General features: G+C 51.9%; 15 protein-coding genes and 1 pseudogene. 3 read left to right on the forward strand and 13 right to left on the reverse strand.

What is annotated here, in order from left to right; all coding sequences use genetic code 11:
• Positions 1-24: 24 nt before the first annotated feature.
• The 4 genes from FCN15_RS02530 to FCN15_RS02545 form a co-directional block, all read right to left on the reverse strand.
• Complete coding sequence (locus FCN15_RS02530) at positions 25-1590, reverse strand: beta-N-acetylhexosaminidase (protein WP_238996467.1); 1566 nt, start codon at positions 1588-1590, stop codon at positions 25-27.
• A gap of 59 nt (positions 1591-1649) precedes the next feature.
• The gene (locus tag FCN15_RS02535; protein ID WP_138493346.1) at positions 1650-2561 is read right to left on the reverse strand and encodes a carbohydrate ABC transporter permease; all 912 of its coding nucleotides are present in this window, start codon (positions 2559-2561) and stop codon (positions 1650-1652) included.
• Between the two features lie 45 nt (positions 2562-2606).
• Entirely contained in the window at positions 2607-3485 is an 879-nt protein-coding gene (locus FCN15_RS02540; RefSeq protein WP_138493347.1) for a carbohydrate ABC transporter permease, read from the reverse strand.
• A gap of 75 nt (positions 3486-3560) precedes the next feature.
• The gene (locus FCN15_RS02545; protein ID WP_238996484.1) at positions 3561-4778 is read right to left on the reverse strand and encodes an extracellular solute-binding protein; all 1218 of its coding nucleotides are present in this window, start codon (positions 4776-4778) and stop codon (positions 3561-3563) included.
• Between the two features lie 346 nt (positions 4779-5124).
• On the opposite strand from FCN15_RS02545, the gene FCN15_RS02550 reads away from it, so the two are divergent.
• Both FCN15_RS02550 and FCN15_RS02555 read left to right on the forward strand, forming a co-directional pair.
• Positions 5125-6027: an ArsR/SmtB family transcription factor gene (locus FCN15_RS02550; RefSeq protein ID WP_138493443.1), complete on the forward strand. Its 903-nt coding sequence runs from the start codon at positions 5125-5127 to the stop codon at positions 6025-6027.
• 228 nt (positions 6028-6255) lie between these two features.
• Entirely contained in the window at positions 6256-8805 is a 2550-nt protein-coding gene (locus FCN15_RS02555) for a lipocalin-like domain-containing protein (RefSeq protein ID WP_138493349.1), read from the forward strand.
• Positions 8806-8906: 101 nt separating this feature from the next.
• Here the strand turns inward: FCN15_RS02555 and FCN15_RS02560 are convergent, their stop codons facing one another.
• From FCN15_RS02560 to FCN15_RS02585, 6 genes are all read right to left on the reverse strand, one after another.
• The gene (locus tag FCN15_RS02560) at positions 8907-9947 is read right to left on the reverse strand and encodes an NAD(P)-dependent alcohol dehydrogenase (RefSeq protein WP_238996468.1); all 1041 of its coding nucleotides are present in this window, start codon (positions 9945-9947) and stop codon (positions 8907-8909) included.
• A gap of 182 nt (positions 9948-10129) precedes the next feature.
• The gene (locus tag FCN15_RS02565; RefSeq protein ID WP_138493350.1) at positions 10130-10984 is read right to left on the reverse strand and encodes a carbohydrate ABC transporter permease; all 855 of its coding nucleotides are present in this window, start codon (positions 10982-10984) and stop codon (positions 10130-10132) included.
• 3 nt (positions 10985-10987) lie between these two features.
• Entirely contained in the window at positions 10988-11965 is a 978-nt protein-coding gene (locus tag FCN15_RS02570; protein WP_138493351.1) for a carbohydrate ABC transporter permease, read from the reverse strand.
• Positions 11966-12032: 67 nt separating this feature from the next.
• Positions 12033-13451 carry an ABC transporter substrate-binding protein gene (locus FCN15_RS02575; protein ID WP_138493352.1) on the reverse strand — a complete coding sequence of 473 codons (1419 nt, stop codon included), beginning with the start codon at positions 13449-13451 and terminating at the stop codon, positions 12033-12035.
• A 264-nt stretch (positions 13452-13715) separates the two neighbouring features.
• Entirely contained in the window at positions 13716-14582 is an 867-nt protein-coding gene (locus tag FCN15_RS02580) for an NAD(P)-dependent oxidoreductase (RefSeq protein ID WP_138493353.1), read from the reverse strand.
• A 53-nt stretch (positions 14583-14635) separates the two neighbouring features.
• Positions 14636-15154, reverse strand: coding sequence for an SRPBCC family protein (locus FCN15_RS02585; RefSeq protein WP_203232066.1), 519 nt, complete (start codon positions 15152-15154; stop codon positions 14636-14638).
• A gap of 282 nt (positions 15155-15436) precedes the next feature.
• On the opposite strand from FCN15_RS02585, the gene FCN15_RS02590 reads away from it, so the two are divergent.
• Positions 15437-15871 carry a MarR family winged helix-turn-helix transcriptional regulator gene (locus FCN15_RS02590; protein WP_138493354.1) on the forward strand — a complete coding sequence of 145 codons (435 nt, stop codon included), beginning with the start codon at positions 15437-15439 and terminating at the stop codon, positions 15869-15871.
• Between the two features lie 146 nt (positions 15872-16017).
• Here FCN15_RS02590 and FCN15_RS02595 read toward each other — a convergent pair whose 3' ends face one another.
• The 3 genes and pseudogenes from FCN15_RS02595 to FCN15_RS19685 all read right to left on the reverse strand — a co-directional run.
• Positions 16018-17157 carry a S1C family serine protease gene (locus tag FCN15_RS02595; RefSeq protein ID WP_138493355.1) on the reverse strand — a complete coding sequence of 380 codons (1140 nt, stop codon included), beginning with the start codon at positions 17155-17157 and terminating at the stop codon, positions 16018-16020.
• 11 nt (positions 17158-17168) lie between these two features.
• Entirely contained in the window at positions 17169-18347 is a 1179-nt protein-coding gene (locus FCN15_RS02600) for an FxLYD domain-containing protein (RefSeq protein ID WP_238996469.1), read from the reverse strand.
• A gap of 6 nt (positions 18348-18353) precedes the next feature.
• A pseudogene (locus tag FCN15_RS19685) lies at positions 18354-18419 on the reverse strand (zinc-ribbon domain-containing protein); the annotation flags it as partial.
• Between the last annotated feature and the right edge of the window lie 110 nt (positions 18420-18529).

Here is an 18529-nt window from a genome sequence, read left to right on the forward strand (position 1 = left end):
AAGAGCTTGCAGCCGAGCTCGGAATTATATGGCGCCGGCTTTGTTGAACAATTGCTTGAAAGCCTCATAGCTGGCATGCCGCTTCTCCGCTGTCCAGGCTTTCTCCGCCATCGCCCGCAGCGGCTCGAAGATCCCTGAAGCTACCTGCTCCTCCGTTTGGGCATCCGGGGTATCGCACCAGATCGAGAAAGAGCAGCCGAGGAGGCTGGACGGGTAAGGCTGCGCATACTCCTGCTTCTCGGTTTCACTTACTCTCGGAAGCAGGCCGGGGTGCCAGTCTGCGTATATTTTTTCTCCGGTGGGGTATTTGTATCCCGCATTCTCCCCTAATACATAATAAAAATAAGCATCATTATAGTTGATCAGCTTGCAGCCTTTGTCCATAAACGTTTGGGCGGGAGCCATATTCTTATGCCATTTGGTCCAGTACGTAATTTCAATAGAAGCTTTAGGATTCACATGCTGGTGCTGGTCTTGGCGGTACAGGCCGTCGTTCCAGGCCCGGACGGTAAACCCTTTGTCTTCCAGATATCCGGCAGCCTCGTTGATGTAATGGATGTATGTATCTACTCCCTGGCCCTCCGGAATGCCTAGTGTTTCTTTGGCGTACTGCTCCAGCTGAGGATAGGACGAGAACTGCTCGAAATCAATAAATTCATCGCCGCCGATATGGAAATAAGGACTGTCCTTAAAGAGCTCCGCATATTCGCCAAGCAAATCCAGAACAAACTGTCTGGCCTCGCGGTTCGTAAGATCCAGCGCGCCTTTGGCAGGTGTTCCTGACGAATCCTTCAGCAGCCATTCGGGATGTTTCTTCAGCGCCTGCCCCAAATGTCCCGGCGAATCAAGGGATGGAATGACCGTAACGTGATATTTGCCCGCGGCCCGCAAAATCTCCCTCAGCTCTTCCTTTGTCAGGAACTGCGGCGACATCACCTCCGGATGGCTCTCGCACTCCAGGGTGAACCCTTCATTCTCCGAAAAATGCAGCTGCAGCACGTTAAGCTTCAGCCACGACAGCTCTTTAACCCGCTCGATAATCCATTCTTTGGTGTAAAATTTCCGGCCGATATCAATATGCAGCGCCCTTTCTCCAACGGCGGGATAATCCACGATCGTCCCGTAGGGCAGCTCCCCTCTTGCAGCCAGCTGCTGCAGAATGGTACGCAGGCCGTACATGACGGCTCTTTCTGTTGGCGCTTTGACCCTTGCGTAACTGCCGATTTCAATGATATAACCTTCGCTGCTGCCGGATGGCGGGAAGGCGCCGGCCTCATCGGGACCCGCAAGCTCGACTACCAAATCCCCTTCCGCAGCGGCGCTGACCGGGCCGGTTTCAATAGGCAGAAGCTCGGCAGCCAGAAGCTCGGCAGCCAGACTCCCGCCGGAAGTCATAAGCTTTGCCGCAAATGCCGCCAGCTCATCACGGACAAGTCTAACGGTTTCGGTTAACACCTGGCTTTTGCTGGACAGAGCATTCTCCAGGATCAGCATTTTGGAGCCGGGATTTAGTGTCCACTGGCCCTCGGGCGCCGTGACATACTGCTGTACGCTCGGCACCGAATAGACGGTCTGATTGGGTTGTGCCATATATGATCACCTCACTCAAATCATATAGGAACGGATATAAGGGGGCAAGCCTGCCCCCTCTACCCTTTTATCCCGGAATTGAGATTGATGGACTGCACAAAATACTTCTGCGCGAACAGGAACAGCAGCAGGGTCGGAATAATCGCTAAGATCGCCGAGCCCATCAGCTGGCCGATCATCCGGTAGTTGCCGTAAATATCCTGCAGCAGCAGCAAACCTGCGGTAACCGGCATTTTGGTGACATCTGTATACACGATTACCGGCCACAAGAAGTCATTCCAGGAGCCCGTGAACGAGAACAGCGCACAGACAATAAGCACCGGCTTCACAAGCGGCAGGATCACGGACAGATAAATCCGGAAATCGCTCGCTCCGTCCACACGCGCCGACTCATCGAGATCCTTCGGAATGCTGTTCATAAACTGCCGGACAAGGAAGATATTCCCCATCCCGGCCAGCCCGGGGATGATCATTGCGAGGGAAGTATTCACCCAGCCCAGCGCATCTATTATTTTATAGGAAGGAATTAGATTCACGACGCCGGGAAAGAAGGAAATGCCCAGCAGGGTGAAGAACAGCGTGTCCCTTCCTTTAAAGGTCATCCGCGAATACCCGTAACCGGTAATGGAGATCACGACAACCACCAGCAGAGTGTGCAGGGTGGCGATAAACACCGAGTTCCACAACCACTGCATAATCGGCGCAGTAGAAGTGTTCTCCAGAATGGCCTTGTAGCTCTCAAAGGTCCAGTTCTCCGGCAGCAGGCGGAAGCCTGAGGAAACGACCTCCGTCTGCGAGCGGAAGGAGGTGGAAATTCCGAAGATGATTGGAATCGCCCAAATGACGCAGAGCGCGGCAAGAAACACATAGGCGACGGCCTTTGAGATTCTGCCGGCGCGCGGCTGATCCTTCTTCTGGGCAACAGGCCGGACCTTGGTCAAATCCTTATCTATGCTAACCTGGGTTGACATTTACAGCACCTGCCTTTTTCTATTCCAAGCGTTAGTCTTTGCGGTTTAATTGGCATTCCGGTTCATCACATAATATTGAAGGGCCGAGATGACCAGAATGACCAGACCAAGGAGCACCGCCATGGCGGAGGCCATACCCGCAATGGATTCCCCGGTGCCGAAGGCCAGCTTCCGGATAGACATCATCAGTACCGTCGTGCTTTCCTGCGGACCGCCTTTGGTCATCATCAGCGGCTGTCCAAACACGTTAAAGGCGCCTGCGGTCGTCATGACAAACGTATAAATAAGCGGGAACCGGATAGACGGCAGCGTAATGCTGAAGAATCTGCGGACCGCTCCGGCGCCGTCCATTTCTGCGGATTCATACAGATCCTTGGCAACGCCGCTCAGCGAGGCGCGGTAAATAATCATGTTCCCGCCTACACCGCCCCAAATCGTCAAGACAATGATAATGATCCAGGCATACGGCTGGTTCGCTGCCCATACCGTCTCCGAATGAAACACATTACCGGTAACCCCCAGCTGCTTGTTGAAGATCAGCGCCCAGATCAGGGCGGCAGCCGAGATCGAGATCAAACCCGGAATATAAATGACGGACTGGATGAAGCTTTTCCCCTTAACCCCCTTATGCTCCAGCGCCACCGCAATCATAAGCGGAATAACGATCAGCAGCGGAACACTCAGCAGGACGAAGATGAACGTATTCTCCAAGCCGTTGGTGAACTGCTTATGAAACGTAGAACCCGAGTCAAACAGAATCGTCTTGTAGTTGTCGAGTCCAACCCAGACCGGGTCGCCAATCAGGTTCCATTTGGTAAAGGAAGCATAGATCCCGTAGATCGTCGGCAGGAGGATGAAGACAATAAACAAGATCAAATGGGGGCCGACAAAAAACACGGGGGCCAGTTTAAATTTTTTCGTCATACCAGTTCTCCTCCCGGAAAAAGAAGCGCGCCGCACCCGCAGCTTATGAGGGTGCGGCGTACGGCCGCCTCCTCCTTATTTTCCTGCTTCTTCTCCCTGCTCGCTCTGCGCAATCTTATCTTCAACCGTCTTCTGAATCGTCTTCAGGCCTTCGTCGATGGAGATTTTGCCGCGCACGATATCTCCGGCATAAGTATCCAGCGCTTCCGAAATGTACGGATAATATTCATAGGTGTAAATATGCAGCGACTGAATCTCTGTGTCGTCCTTGGTGAAGAAGGACTGCATATATTTTTGATAATCCGGGCTGGAGTTTACGTCTTTACTTGCAACGATCTGGCCGGCTTCAGCCCACTTGATGGAGTTCTTGCGGATGAATTCCAGGAAGGCTGCAATCCCCTGCTCCTTCTCGTCGGTCCGGTCCTCTTTGTTAAACATCGTGAACAGGTGAGAGGAAGCGCGGTTCGTAAATTTGTCCGGAGTCGGCGAATAGACGTTGGTGACGCCAAAATTCAGACCCTCAACCTTGGCGTGTGCCGTAGAGCTCCAAGTTCCGTCGGTGGAGAACAGCACATTGCCAGACTGGAACATCAAGTAACCGTCTTCCCCGGTCGGTGTCATTAAGCCTGCGTCATTGATTTGCTTCAGGGACTCAAACACCTGCTTCATCACCGGTGTATCAACGGCTGGCTTGCCGTTATCCTCAATGTCCCCGCCAAAGTTCTGCACTTGAGAGAACACAATCCAGGTCAGCAGCGCATCGTTGACTACGTAATCCCCTTGCGCCAATTTCCCTTTAAGCGACAGCATTTCGTCAAATGTAACGACGTTGTCGTCCAGGAAGTTCTCAACGTTATATTTCTTGAGCAGATCCTTGTTGTAGTACATCACCACGCTGTGGATATCAAGCGGAATCGTGTACTGCATGTTATCAATGTTCCCGACGGACCACGCCTGCGGGAGATAGTTATCCTGCTTAAGCTCCGGCTGCGCATTCATCACATTGGTCATCGGTTCCAGCAGCCCCTGCTTCACATAGCCCGGCACACGGTCGGCGTGAATAATCGCAAGGTCCGGTATTCCTTTGCCTGAATTGAGTACGGTAGATAATTTCGTGTACATGTCTGAGGTTACGATGTGCTTGACTTTAATATCCGGATTGGTGGCATTGTAATCCTTGACCAGCTGATCCATGTAAGCTCCGTCATCCCCGGTAAGCGGCGTCCAAAAGGTAATGGTCTTCTTGCTGCTGCCGCACCCCGATAATACTGTTGCTGCCACAAAGACAAGCATGATAACAAAACTCAGCTTTTTCTTCAACTCGTTCTCCCCCTGATCATTAATTAACAAAAACATTAACTAAAGGATGAATTTGTAAAATACTTTTGTCGGGTTCAGTATACTTCGGTCTTGAAAGCGGTGTCAATAACAAATTAATAAAATGAATTGTAAAATTAACCACATAATTAATATATTGATTAATTAAAATGCGAATAAACGGTCAATTAAAATGGCGAAATTAATAAAATTGTTAATTTTGGTATAGACAAACTAAAGGAATATGTTATGATCGTTGCAGCAGGCAATACTAGAAACCACCTAGATAATCCTGGAAAATTTATTGAAAGAAGTGACGGCTTTGCAGCTTGAAATTGATGATTCCTCGCTTATTGTGTATGAGGCTCTTGCCAGTGAGGTCAGACTCCGGATGATTCAGCTACTCTCCAACAACAAGATGAACATCAAGGAGCTCGCCGAGGAGCTCCAGCTCAGCAGTCCGATCGTGACGAAGCATGTCCAGAAGCTGGAGGATGCCGGCCTGATCCGCACCGAGAAGATCCCTGGCAAGTCCGGCCTGCAGAAGGTGTCCATCCTGAAGGTCGATCATATCGAGATCAATTTCCCGAAGAAAATATTCCACTCATTCGCCTCCTACGAAACCTCCGTCCCGATCGGCCAATATACGGACTTCAGCTTGAAGCCGACCTGCGGGCTGGCCTCGGAGAAGGATTTTATCGGTCCGGTAGATGAACCTAAATATTTCATGGATCCCAAACGCGTCGATGCCCAAATTCTCTGGTTCACTCACGGGTTTATTCAGTACCAGGTAGCCAATTACCTGAAGCAGGATGAACAGCTGCAGCAGTTTGAGATCAGCATGGAGCTGGCCTCCGAATTCCCTTTTGCCAACGATGTATGGCCGTCCGACATTACCTTTACTCTGAACGGGCATGAGCTTGGCTGCTGGACCAGTCCCGGGGATTTCGCGGATACGCGCGGCAAGCTGAACCCGGATTGGTGGCCGAGCAACCTGAACCAATACGGACTGCTGAAGACCATCCGGATTACCAATCACGGAACCTATATGGACGGCGACCTGATGTCGTCCCTGTCAGTGAATGATCTGGATGCCAGCTGTGAGCGCTGGACCTTTCGGATCGAGGCGAAGGAAGATGCGGTGAATGCGGGGGGAGTTACGCTGTTCGGCAAGAAATTCGGCAATCATCCCCAGGATATAAATTTTAAAATGTATTATCTTTAATCCGCGGCAGGGCGGCTCAAACAAGGACTTTTCACATCCAATGCCGCCCCCTCTCCCCAAATATCCCTATTTACAAAATCGAGAAGACGTTGTTATAATCACCAACGTTACTTGAAAATAGTTCCACGAAAAGGAGGTTTACGCATAAATCACCAGAAATGGAATCTTTCGATGTCTTTTAGTTTGATAGCTTGTAACCGTTTACATTAAACGAAAGGAGCATGTCGAATGAAGAAGAAACGCGTCATGAGCATCATTACGTTTTCGCTGTTCAGCACCCTCCTCGTTGTCCCTTCCGTACTAATCGCCGCTAACAGCTCGAATTCGAATGGCGCAGCCGCTCAAACGTCCGCAAGCAGCAAGCCCCCTGTTTATCAAGAGGTGTCCGTACACGATCCGTCTATTGTCAAGGCCGGGGATACCTATTACGTATTCGGCTCGCATATCGAAGCGGCCAAATCCAAGGATCTGATGAGCTGGACACGCTTCACCAACGGGTATACAACGCCGGGTAATACGCTTTATGGTGACCTGTCCGCCAACCTCAAGGAGTCCTTCGCCTGGGCCGGCGAGAACGATTCGGACAGCAAAGGCGGCTACGCCGTATGGGCGCCCGATGTGTTCTGGAATAAGGATTACGTGAACAAAGACGGCTCCAAAGGCGCCTACATGATGTATTACAGCGCCTCCTCCACCTATATCCGCTCCGACATCGGCTTTGCCGTGTCGAAGAATATCGAAGGCCCTTATACTTACGGCGGCACGGTCGTCTATTCCGGATTTACGCAGAATGACGCCACCGACAAAGACAGCGTCATCAACAAGAAATGGACAAACACCAATATCAGCAAGCTCATCAGCAGCGGCACCCTGTCCGGCCCGCGTTCGGACTGGTTCAACACTGACGGCTCTTACGCCAACCTCACCTACCCTAATGCTATTGATCCCAATCTCTTTTACGATAAAGACGGCAAGCTGCATATGGTTTACGGCTCCTGGTCCGGCGGCATCTTTGAGCTGGAAATTAACCGGAAGACCGGCCAGCCTGTTTACCCTGGCAAAGACGGCTTAACCTCCGACGGCCGGCTCATTGACCGGTACTTCGGCACTAAAATTTCCGGCGGCTACGGCAAATCCGGCGAAGGTCCTTATGTGGTCTACAACAAAAGCACCGGATACTATTATCTCTATGAGACTTACGGCTGGCTGGGCGCAGACGGCGGTTACAATATGCGGGTCTTCCGCTCCAAGCAGCCTGATGGTCCTTTTGTCGACAGCAAGGGACAAAATGCGGTGCTTCCGGGAGATGTGGACAACGCCCTCTACGGCAACAAGCTGATCGGCAACTATCTCTTTGACCGCAAGGTCGGCGATCCGGGCACCGGAACGGGTGTCGGGTATGTATCCCCGGGCCACAATTCGGTTTTTCAGGATAACACTACTGGACAGTCCTTCCTGGTGTTCCATTCCCGGTTCCCGAATACCGGGGAAATGCATGAGGTCCGCGTCCAACAAATCTTCATGAATAAGCAGGGCTGGCCGGTCGTCGCTCCTTACCGGTATGGAGGAGAGACGCTGAGCAAGGTTGACCAGCAGGATGTAACAGGCACCTATAAATTTATTAATCACGGAAGCAGCACAAGCGCCGAAATCCAGCTGTCCTCGCTGATCACTCTGGACAAGAACGGCAAAGTATCCGGAGCCGTGTCCGGCACCTGGAAGAGCACTGGCCAATATCAGGCTTCCTTGAAGCTGGACGGAGTAACCTACGAGGGCGTATTCGTGCGCCAGTGGGACCCTGTTTCCCAGAAGAAAATTATGACGTTTACCGCGCTTTCCAAGGACGGCGTGACCGTTTGGGGCAGCAAGCTGCCTAACGAAAGCGACAGCGAAATCGTTGCAGATGTGGTGAAGGACTTGAATCTGGGTGATACCAGCCAGGTCGTTTCCAGCCTTACCCTTCCGACGGAAGGAAGCCGGAATTCCTCTATCACTTGGCAGTCTTCTAACCCTGAAGCTATTACGGCAGCCGGTGAAGTTCATCGTCCTGCCTCCGGCTCGGAAGCTGCCAAGGCCGTCTTGACCGCTACCATTACCAAAGGCAAATCATCATCCGTCAAAACTTTTGATGTCACCGTTCTGCCTTACGTGGATGCCGAGCTGACCGCCCAGTATTCCTTTGAAAATGATCTGAGTGATTCAACCGGGCTCAATGGAGAAGGCACCGTCATCGGCAGCAAAATCGATCAGTCCGGCGGAACGATTACCTATGCAGACGGACATAACGGCAAAGCCGCCGTATTCGACGGCGCGTCAGGTGTTCTTCTTCCGAAAGGCTTGATCAGCAGCAGCTCTTATTCCGTATCCCTCTGGGTCAAACCGGAACAGCTGACGCTGTATACGACCACCTTCTTCGGCGCCAAGGACAGCAATAACTGGGTCAGCGTCCTGCCTATGGGCCCATCCTCCAACCAGACTATGGTCTGGTCCGGCAGCGAAACCTGGTATGACGCGCCTGTCGGCTCCGGCATCAAGACAGATGAATGGACCAATCTGGCCTTCTCCGTCGATCATGGAACCGTTACGGTCTACGTAAACGGAACTGCCAAATTCACCGGCAGCAACTTCAAGGACCTGTTCACAGAAAGCGAAGGCACATTTACCCTTGGTGTTAACTGGTGGGATCCGGCGTTCAAAGGCTTGATTGACGAGCTGAATGTCTATGAAGGCGCCTTGACGCCTCAGCAGGCAGAAGAACTGGCGCAGCAGACGCCGTAATGATGTAATTACTGCATCTGGCATGCCCTAAAAAAAAGCACCCTTTAGAGCTCCGGCTGACCCTTGCGGGTTACCAGCCGATGACTCTAATAGGGTGCATTTTATTTTTCTATAACAGGCGGCTTCAGGTTGACGATTACCTTTCCTCTGACCCGTCCTTCTCCAAGATACCGCAGCGCCTCGGGCGCTTCGTCCAGGGAATATTGCCGGTCAATCACCGGGACCACTGCGCCTGCTTCAGCCAGCTCCTTCCACACCTGCTGATCCTTATGGCTGGGCTTATGGATGAGAACCGCCAATTCTTTCTGATGGAGCCGTGCGCTGAGGGGACCTGCAAGCATAGTCAGCAGGATGCGCGGCATTGGACCGCCAACCATCACATAAGTGCCGCCTGTCTCAAGCGCCCGCTTGATCGCGGAGAGCGGCCGGCTGCCGACGACATCCAGGATGACGTCGTACTTTTTGCCGGTTCGGGTAAAATCCGTCTGACGGTAATCGATGACATCGTCCGTGCCCAAGGAACGCAGCAGTTCCAGCTTGCCTGCGCTGTCCACGCCGGTAACCTCGGCGCCGGTCCATTTTGCATATTGGATGCCCAGTGTCCCGACACCGCCTCCCGCCCCGTTAATCAGAACCTTGTGCCCCTTCTTCAGCCGGCCCTTATCGCGCAGCCCCTGTAAAGCAAGTACGCCCGCCTGCGGAATGGCCGCTGCTTGTGCAAAGCTTAGTCCTTCCGGCTTAGGCGTTAGGGCATCCTTCCGCGCGCATGCAAATTCCGCAAAACCGCCCCATCCGCTGCCGGACAAATCTCCAAATACTTCGTCACCTGGGCGAAACCGGCTGACTGCCGATCCCACTGCAGTCACCCTGCCCGAAACGTCTGCCCCCAAGATCGGATAACGCGGTTTGCTCAGCGCCCCCACCCGGTTAACAAAAGGTTTGCCCCGCAGCAGATCCCAATCCCAGGAATTGACGGAGGCCGCATGGACCTCGATCAGCACCTCATTTTCCTTCGGGACCGGAATTTCGACCTCTTCCACGCGGAGAACCTCCGGCATGCCGTACGTTTCATAGACCAGCGCCTTCATCCTTGCGGACCTGTGTTGTTCTGGACCTGCGGAAGCTTGTGTCCCTGCTTTCATCGCCGACCTCCAATTGGTTATAGGGTTTTGGGACTTATACGTGAAGCGGGAGCTTTTGTTTCAAAAAATATACCGCCCTAGCTGCTAGGACGGCATAATCTATTTTATGTGGTTTGGAAGGCTTCATAACCAATCCGAATCTGAAATAGCCGAAACAACTGAAACAGCCAAACTTGCTGCAGCTATTCCTTGACGCCGCCCAGCGCCACGCCCGCAATAATGTACCGGGACAGCAGGAAGTATACGATGAACAGTGGCAGCGCCGTCAGCGCGAGGCCCAAATAAATCGAGCCGAACTCTGTCTTGTAGATGTCACCGCGAAGCAGGCTGACCATGACCGGCATCGTATATTTTTCCTTCTGGGTCAGCAGGATCAGCGGCATGAACAGATTGTTCCAGTTGCCGACAAAGGCAAAGATGGCTTGTGTCGCTATAGCCGGCATCATCAGCGGCAGGATTATCCGGTTGAAGGTTTTGAACTCACCGGAGCCGTCTACCCGCGCTGCCTCCACAATCTCTATAGACAGCGTGGCAAGCAGGTATTGGCGCATGAAGAACACCACCGCCGGGGCGGCAATCGCCGGCAGAATCAGCGGCAGGAAGCTGTTCGTCCAATGCAGCTTATACATGAATTGATAGAACCCGATCGCGCTTGCCTGGGCAGGCACCATCATGACGCACATGATGAAAGTAAAGAACGGCTGGCGCATTTTCCAGTTATAGGCGACCAGCCCGTAAGCGGTCAAAGAGGAGAAATAAACCGTACAAATGGTAGCGCAGCTCGAGATAATGAAGGAGTTCAGGAAGCCGCGGACCGGATCAAAGCTTTTATCCAGCAGCACATGCAGGTTGCTCATCAGGTGAGTCGACGGCAGCAGCGAAAGACCGCTTTGGATTTCCGGTGTAGAACGCGTGGCGTTCACAAACATAATCCAGAAAGGAAGGATGCTGAGCACCGACAGCAGGATGCAGACGATGTAAATGATCGTTTTGCTGATTCTCCGTCCAGCGATTTCGCTTCTTTGAACTTTTTCCATGCGTTACACCTCCCGCGCAGCTGCTGCTGCAGCTTTTTCACTTTTTAAAATAGCCTTCTGGGCCTTTCTCATCTTAGCCGCACCACGGTCGCGCATCAGATAGAACAGCAGCCCGGACAGAACCGCCGCGATAACGAACATGATCATGCTCGCTGCTGCGGCCCGGTTATACATATAACTTCCCTTGAACGCCTGACCGTAGATAAACATGGAGGTTGTCAGTGTTGAATCGTCCGGCCCGCCCGCCAGGAACAGCTGCGGAATATCGAACATGGTCAAACCGCCGATCATCGAAGTAATCAGGGTATACAGCAGGATGGTCCGCAGGCTTGGCAGCGTAATTCTGAAAAAGATTTGAAAACCGTTCGCGCCGTCAATCGCCGCAGACTCAAAGAGAGCCGGGTTGATGCCCATAACGCCTGCGATAAGCACGATCATCGTGTTGCCGTACCACATCCAGAACTGAATGAACGCTACGATGCCTCGGGCTGTTGTCTTATCCTGCAGAAAATAAACCGGAGCATCAATCCATCCCAGCTGCTGAAACAGGCTGTTTATTGGCCCCATGGGATAGGCAAACAAAGAACTGAAAAGCACCGCGATGGTACTCGCAGTGATAATATTCGGCATATAGAGCAGAACCTTAAACACGCCTTGTCCTTTGATGTTCAGACGCCGGTTTGTGAACCAGGCCGTTAGCAGGAGGGCAAGGACGATTTGAGGGATAAAGTTCACAATCCAGAGAATTCCGGTATTGATCAGCGACTTTCTGAAGGAAGGATTGTCAAACAGCAGATCCTTAAAATTTTGAAAAGGGTTATCCAGGATGTGGATCGGTTTCGGAATTAAGCCTTTCATATCCGTAAATCCAATGACTGCAGTGTATAAAATGGGATACAGCGAGAAAATCAGAAATGCAAGGACAAATGGCAGGGTAAAAATGTAGCCGTACTTTGAATAGTTGACACCCTTGCGGCGCATGCTCTCACCTCATCTATGGATTTGAAGGGGCGGGAAATTTCGCCCGCCCCTTCTGTTCCTTCTTTCCTTATTCGCTTTCGATGCCAAGCTGGTCTTTGACCTGCTGCTTGAAGGTTGCGATCGCATCCTCACGGCTCTTGTTGCCGGCAGTGTATTCGCGAACCTGGTCGCGCCAGAGCTTGTTAATCGTTTCGTCGTACTGAGTCAGGTTCTTACCGGAAGCGTTAGCGTTAGCCGGAACGAATACGTCAAACATATTTTGCCCGCCGAGCAAAGGTACTTCGCCGTTTGATTTGGACATGACCACGGAAGAAGCTACACTGTCCTTCGTGCCCTGCTCGCCTTCCTTCATAGTACCGTTAGCCCAGTAGTATTGAAGGCCAGTTTCAGAGGTATCCAGGGTAACCCACTTCACAAAGTCAGCAACAGCCTGCTTCTTGGCGTCGTCTTTGGTAACGTTCTTGTTAGCCAGCAGCCAGGTGCCTCCCCAGAAGAAGCCTGTCGGCGGTTCGGTAACCGCCCAGTCGCCGTTCGTGTCCTTCACCTGACCGTTCATCACGTAGTTGATGAGCCAAGCCGGGCCGAAGAAACCAAAGATCGGCTGTGCGCCGGAACCTGACATATCCGCATACCAGGCTTCCGTCCAGTCTGTAGTATCGTTATGATAGCCGTTGTCTTTCAGCTTCTTGGAGAGATCAAGGAACTCTTCGCGTTTCGGATCGATATGAAGCTTGCCATCCACGATCCAGCCTTTATCGGAGCTGTTCTCAATCGGGTGCCAGATATCGCCGTCACCGGAGACGATGCCGTATCCTTTAGCTTTCAGCTTCGCGGCTGCATCAAAGAACTTATCCCAGCCGGGTCCAACCTCATTTTTGATCGCTGCCGGATCATCCGTTCCAAATACATCCTTGGCAATCGAGCGGCGATAGATAAAGGCACCGCCTGTCGCCTGATAGCCGAGGCCTTTCAACTGGCCGTCTTTGCTGCCGATATCCACCGAGTATTGGGCAATGCCTGCATCCTTCACCATTTGGTCGTCAAGACCCAGATCCGCGTAGTTGACCGCATAATCAGATGCGTCACCCTGCGTATATTTAAGTACAAATGCCGACTCCGCTGCATAGATGTCAGGAGCGTCTTTGCCGCCGGAGGCCAGAGCCTGGTCAAGTGCCGGCTGATAAGCGCCGTCGGTCGTTGCAATTACCGTTGTTTTGAACTCCACATTTGCGTCCGGATGCGTCTCGATATACTTCTTGGTCATGTTCGGAATTTCGTCAGTGAAGCTCCAGAGGTTGATGGTAACCTTTTCACCTTTCGATGTAGTTGAAGCTTCAGCCGTACTGGCTGTAGAATTTGAAGCATTCGAGCTAGGGCTGGATGAATTGGAAGTGGAATTGGAATTTCCCCCGCCGCATGCTGCGAGAACCGTTGTCATCACAAGCATGGTTGAGAATCCGGCGAGAACGCGTTTCATTCGTTTCATACTTTGCCTCCCCTTTTTATTGAACCCTTATAATTTGTAACCGCATACATAATTATAGGGCCGACAACCGCCCGGCATAAGGAACCAGCTATTGGGGAAAATTCCACTTTTTTTGGATGATATCCGGTTGAGGCAAAAAAATAAAACAGCAGCAATCAAGGCAAAGCCTGCCCTGACTGGCCGCTGTTCTTAAGCGTACAAATTTATTGTAATGGCTCCAACAGGATTAAATTTCCTGGCTGCCATCCTCATTTTTCTTCCATCCTAATTCTTCTTCAGTTCCAGATAAACCGCCGCCATATCCAGCTTCCCTTTGCCGTTCTCCTTGGCCGACAGGTAAGTTGCATTTGCAGTATCCGCAAGCGGCAGAACTGTTCCCAAACGGCCTGCTTCCGCCTTGGCCAAGCCTAAATCTTTGGACATCAGCTCCAGCATAAATGCTGCCGGGAATTCCTCATGGCGGTACAACTCTTTCTTCCCTTGAAATAGAGGTGAATTCATCCCGGACTGGGAGATCATCTCCAGCACGCTGTCTTTATTCAAACCGGATTTCTCTGCAAAGATAAGAGATTCCGCAATCCCTTGTCCCATGATGCCCAGCAGCATATTGATAGCGAGCTTGGCTGAGCTGCCTTTTCCCGTAGAACCGAAATGGATCGTCTTCTTGCCCAGCACATCGAAATACGGCTGGCAGAGCTCGACTGTCTTCGTTTCTCCGCCTGCAAGGATGACCAATTGGCTCGTTCTCGCTGCGCCTACCGAACCTGATACGGGAGCATCGATGTAGGTACCGCCGTGTTCAGAGACCTGTTTGGCAAGAGATAGAGAATCCTCCGGTGAAAGGGTACTCATGTCTACGATTATTTTTCCTTCTGTTATGGCCTCCAGAACGCCATTGTCCTGCTGCAGAACCTCACGCACAGCATTTGAATCAGACAGCATTAGAAAAATGATATCCGATCGTTCAGCCAGTTCTTTCGGAGAATCCAGCCTGCCTGCTCCCGCTTCCACCAGCGAGTTTGTTTTACTAATAGTCCGGTTGTGGACCTGCACCTTATGTCCAGCTTCTAACAGGTTCATAGCCATTGGTTCTCCCATGTGGCCTAATCCAATCCATCCGATTGTCTGCATGCTTGTTATCTCTCCTGTAATTTGTTAATCAGTTAACAGCTGAATCAGAGTGTTCAGGCGCGTGCCTGTTTGGCGGCTCCGGCTAGTCCTTCAATCCAGTCTTGATGGCCGTTAATCATCGGGTTGGGTTTAGCAGCGGCCATCTCTCTGGCATCTTTCCCGTTTTGCGTTTCTTGGGTAAGAATGCGCACCCGGCCTCCAGGCAGATCTTCAATCAGCCAGGCGTGGTGCACATGCAGAGCATCCGCGTCCGTTGAATGCTCTTCCCAGCCGTGCCAGGCCAGCCGCGCAGGCTTGCCGTCAGCAGCAGGCTCATGCTCCAGCACTTCCGCTTCAATCGGGAACCCGAAAGTATTGAACCGGAAGCGGGCTCCTTGATGGAGTTCCGGCCCCGAACCATTAAGAAAACGGATGTCAGCGACATTGCTGTAGTAGGATTCCCATTTTGAGGTGTTATTCAGATACTCCCAGACCTCAGCGGCAGTTAAATCGGCCACAATAATTTCATTGGAAGCAAAGTTGTCTGTCAGGCCAGGCAGGTAGCCTTCAGGCCAAATAATTTCATTCATCATCGTTAGTCCTCTCTTTTGTATGTTCTCTCGCTTCATATTTTCACAACGACCTTCAGTGACTATATTAAACTATTGTTGCATGTACATGCAACTATTAATTTTTACACGGTGACCGGTATTACATGGAATAGACAGCTTGAAATAGGCAGCATCAAATGACGATCTTCTTGGGCGGTTAGTGGACATAGACTCTAAACCATCCGTATAATGAGGGAATAATGACTATTTAGACCTTACAAAACCATAAATGAATTCAAAGAAAATTTAAAGAAGAGGTAAACCATGAGTAAACCGATAAATCAAGCTTTAAATGAATGCCTGTTCTTCACGGTGAAGAAGCTGGACCGGATTATGGATAAAATTGCAGAAGAAGCTTTCAAGCCTACAGGCTTGTCTCCAACCTACGGGTTTATCCTATTGGCCGTTAATGAGAATCCGGGCATTACGCAGAAAGAGCTTTCAGACCTGCTGCATACGGCGCCCTCTACCATTGCCCGCTTTGTCGACAAATTAGAAAGCAAACAACTGGTGCGCAGCGAGCATTCGGGCAGAAGCGCACTCACTTACTTAACGGAATCGGGCATTGAAATGGTTGATCAGGTAAATAAAGCTTGGGATACCCTGCACAGCCTATACGGCCAAATTCTCGGGGAACAAGAAAGCGATGCGCTCTCCTTGCACATCGGTCAGATCGGGGATCAATTGAAGTTGAGGTAGCAGGATACCTCGGCCTGCTGCTGGAGGGAATATACGATGCGGCAGCAAGCAGATAGAAGGCAGTACAAATAAAGAAGCCGCAGGCTGCGGCTTCTTTATTTTACATTGGATTATTTTATATCCTTCATTCAAGCCCGATGCTCCGTTTATTCAATCTTCTCCCCTTTGCCGTGGAGAATTTTCAGCTCCCCGTTCTCATAACCGACCGTGTAGCTCATCCGGTAACCCTGATACACCGTACCGTTCTCCCGCCGCTCTTCGGCAGTAATGTCCACCCCGACAGCAGTTTCGTCCCCCTGCTCCTCAAGCGTCATGGTGCCGAACGTGATCGAACCGGTATTCAAGTAACCGGCCCGGAAATCTTCGTAGCTTATTCCGCTCTGCCAGTCGCTGCCCAGCAGGGAATAAGCCGTAACATAGTCGCCGTCACTCAGGCTCTGATAGAAATACGCCACAATATCCCGTTCGTCCCCATACCCGTCACCGCTGTCCGTATCATATTCGGCCCCGCTGCTAAGCGATGGCAGCTCAGTCATCGGATTCTTCGACCACTCCTTGGCCTGCTGCAGCACGCTGGTGATCGGGATGCTGAAGCCGATTCCGGAGTCCTCGGTAGCTGCTGCCGAATTGATGCCCAGCACCTCCCCCGTTTCTGTACTGACAAGAGGACCGCCGCTGTTGCCATGGGTAATCGGTGCGGAGATCTGGTAGAGATTAGTGTATGTATAGGGATCAATATCGAAGCTCCGGCCAAGCCCGCTGATAATGCCGGTCGTTGCCGTATTCTCCAGCCCCAGCGGACTGCCGAGCGCAAGGATTTCATCTCCGATTTCAGCCTTATAATTCTCAGCAACAGGCAGCGGATCAAGCTTCTTCAGCTCTGGCACGCGGACGACAGCAATATCGGTGTCCGTACCGATGCCGATCACCTTGCCTTTATATTCTTCATGATTCACTGTCCGTACTGTCACCTGGTCAAATCCGGATAAAACATGAGCGTTAGTTAGAAAGTCGCCTTGGTCATTATACAAAAAGCCGGACCCAAGCCCGTCTCCGCTTTCAATGGTGACCACGCGTTTCTGGCTGTCTTCGATAATTTCTTTAAGCGTCTTTTTCGTTTGTGTATTCAAAGCTGTCTCGGCAGTCTTCGCTGAAGTCTGCACCGCGAGCAGCGGCTGGCCGTTCAGCTGCTTCTCCGCCGACTGGTGAATGAAATACGATCCTCCGCCCCCCAAGCCGAGGATGACCAAAGAGGCAGCCGTGCTGATCCATAATCCTTTACTCATGTCCATGCCCCCTATTCCAAATACCAGGATGCGTTAACTGCCGAGACTGTCGCCTGTTCATAGACCCCGTAATACCAGGTCGAGAAGCTTCCCGATTCTCCCGGCTCAAGCCTGAACGGCGAAACGTCGGCATAAACCGTGCCTAAATACGCACCCGTAGAGCTGCTGTACAGCTCAAGGCTGACGCTTATTGAATAAATCGGCCGAGTCGCACTGTTGACGGCCGTTCCGCTGATCATAAGGTCGCCGTAGTTGTCCAGCACAGCTTCAACGTTTGAGACGGACACTGCTGCTGTCCGATTGTTCAGGTCCTCTTCCGCCGCTTTCTGCTGGGCAAGCTGTATCCGCTCCGCCTCAGCCTGCTCGAACTCCTGCTTGGCCTGCTCAATCTGCGTACGGTATGCCGTCAGCTTCTTGTTGGAAGTGTCATAGGACAGCCCGTTATCCACCTCTTCCAGCGCTCCAGAAAAATCCTTCTTCCGCAGCTTCTCTTCTGCGGAAGAATAGCTGAGTCCAACAATCTTGCTGATGATCTGACTCTTGACGGCCGCTGCCTCCTTGCCGCTTAGCCCGCTGATGGTATCCAGCTTGTCGGCCAGCGCATCCACTGTAGTCAGCTTGTCCAGCTCGCTTTTGACCCGAAGTACGGTTAGGGTAACCTGATTCGATTCAAGCTCTTTCTGAAGCGGCGCAAACAGCGGCTCTTCCCGCCCGCCGATCGTATCCGAGATCTTCGTCAGCGCCTTCTCCCCTTCATCCAGCTTCTGCGCCTTCAGCTGTTCCGAAGCGCCGGCCAGCTGGGTTTGAAGCTGAGCAGCCTTTGCGGCAAGCTCCTGATCCCGGGTCAGCGCGTCGTAATGAGGCCGTTTGTCCTGAGCCTTCTGCAACAGCTTGACAGCCTCTGAATAGTGCCCTGCCAAAGCCTCCTTCTTCGCCTGCTGCTGTAAAGACATAACCTCCTGGTTCACGGACTGTTCGTGCTGGTTATACAGAGCAAGCCCCAGACCCATGGCTCCGGCAAGCAAAGCTGGTATAACCCATTGAAAGACACGTCCGCGCCGTCCTATAGATGCGGATTCCTGCTTCGGCATCAGCGTCCCGGCCGGATCAACAGGCACAATATCTGGCTGCCGGATGGCCTCAGTGCCCGCCGCTATCTCCAGAACGGCCTGCTGTATTTCCGCTGTCAATAATCTTGCACCGCAATTATCGCAAAATTTTTGTTCCGGAGCATGCTTTGCCCCGCACTGATGACAATACACCTTGCTTCCCCCCAAATTTCTCTCTAAGCAGCCGGTGCATACCGCACCTCTTCTGAATAATGATTAGGTCCTAAGAGATTTACTGGTTCTATAGACCTAACTCGCTAGCT

This window comes from Paenibacillus pinistramenti (assembly GCF_005869875.1).
GTDB lineage: Bacteria > Bacillota > Bacilli > Paenibacillales > Paenibacillaceae > Fontibacillus > Fontibacillus pinistramenti.

Bases quoted from the DNA above. Each gene is read 5' to 3' on its own strand.
- FCN15_RS02530 (WP_238996467.1), bottom strand. From the start codon at position 1,590: ATGGCACAACCCAATCAGACCGTCTATTCGGTGCCGAGCGTACAGCAG.
- FCN15_RS02535 (WP_138493346.1), bottom strand. From the start codon at position 2,561: ATGTCAACCCAGGTTAGCATAGATAAGGATTTGACCAAGGTCCGGCCT.
- FCN15_RS02540 (WP_138493347.1), bottom strand. From the start codon at position 3,485: ATGACGAAAAAATTTAAACTGGCCCCCGTGTTTTTTGTCGGCCCCCAT.
- FCN15_RS02545 (WP_238996484.1), bottom strand. From the start codon at position 4,778: ATGCTTGTCTTTGTGGCAGCAACAGTATTATCGGGGTGCGGCAGCAGC.
- FCN15_RS02555 (WP_138493349.1), top strand. From the start codon at position 6,256: ATGAAGAAGAAACGCGTCATGAGCATCATTACGTTTTCGCTGTTCAGC.
- FCN15_RS02560 (WP_238996468.1), bottom strand. From the start codon at position 9,947: ATGAAAGCAGGGACACAAGCTTCCGCAGGTCCAGAACAACACAGGTCC.
- FCN15_RS02565 (WP_138493350.1), bottom strand. From the start codon at position 10,984: ATGGAAAAAGTTCAAAGAAGCGAAATCGCTGGACGGAGAATCAGCAAA.
- FCN15_RS02570 (WP_138493351.1), bottom strand. From the start codon at position 11,965: ATGCGCCGCAAGGGTGTCAACTATTCAAAGTACGGCTACATTTTTACC.
- FCN15_RS02575 (WP_138493352.1), bottom strand. From the start codon at position 13,451: ATGAAACGAATGAAACGCGTTCTCGCCGGATTCTCAACCATGCTTGTG.
- FCN15_RS02580 (WP_138493353.1), bottom strand. From the start codon at position 14,582: ATGCAGACAATCGGATGGATTGGATTAGGCCACATGGGAGAACCAATG.
- FCN15_RS02585 (WP_203232066.1), bottom strand. From the start codon at position 15,154: ATGATGAATGAAATTATTTGGCCTGAAGGCTACCTGCCTGGCCTGACA.
- FCN15_RS02590 (WP_138493354.1), top strand. From the start codon at position 15,437: ATGAGTAAACCGATAAATCAAGCTTTAAATGAATGCCTGTTCTTCACG.
- FCN15_RS02595 (WP_138493355.1), bottom strand. From the start codon at position 17,157: ATGAGTAAAGGATTATGGATCAGCACGGCTGCCTCTTTGGTCATCCTC.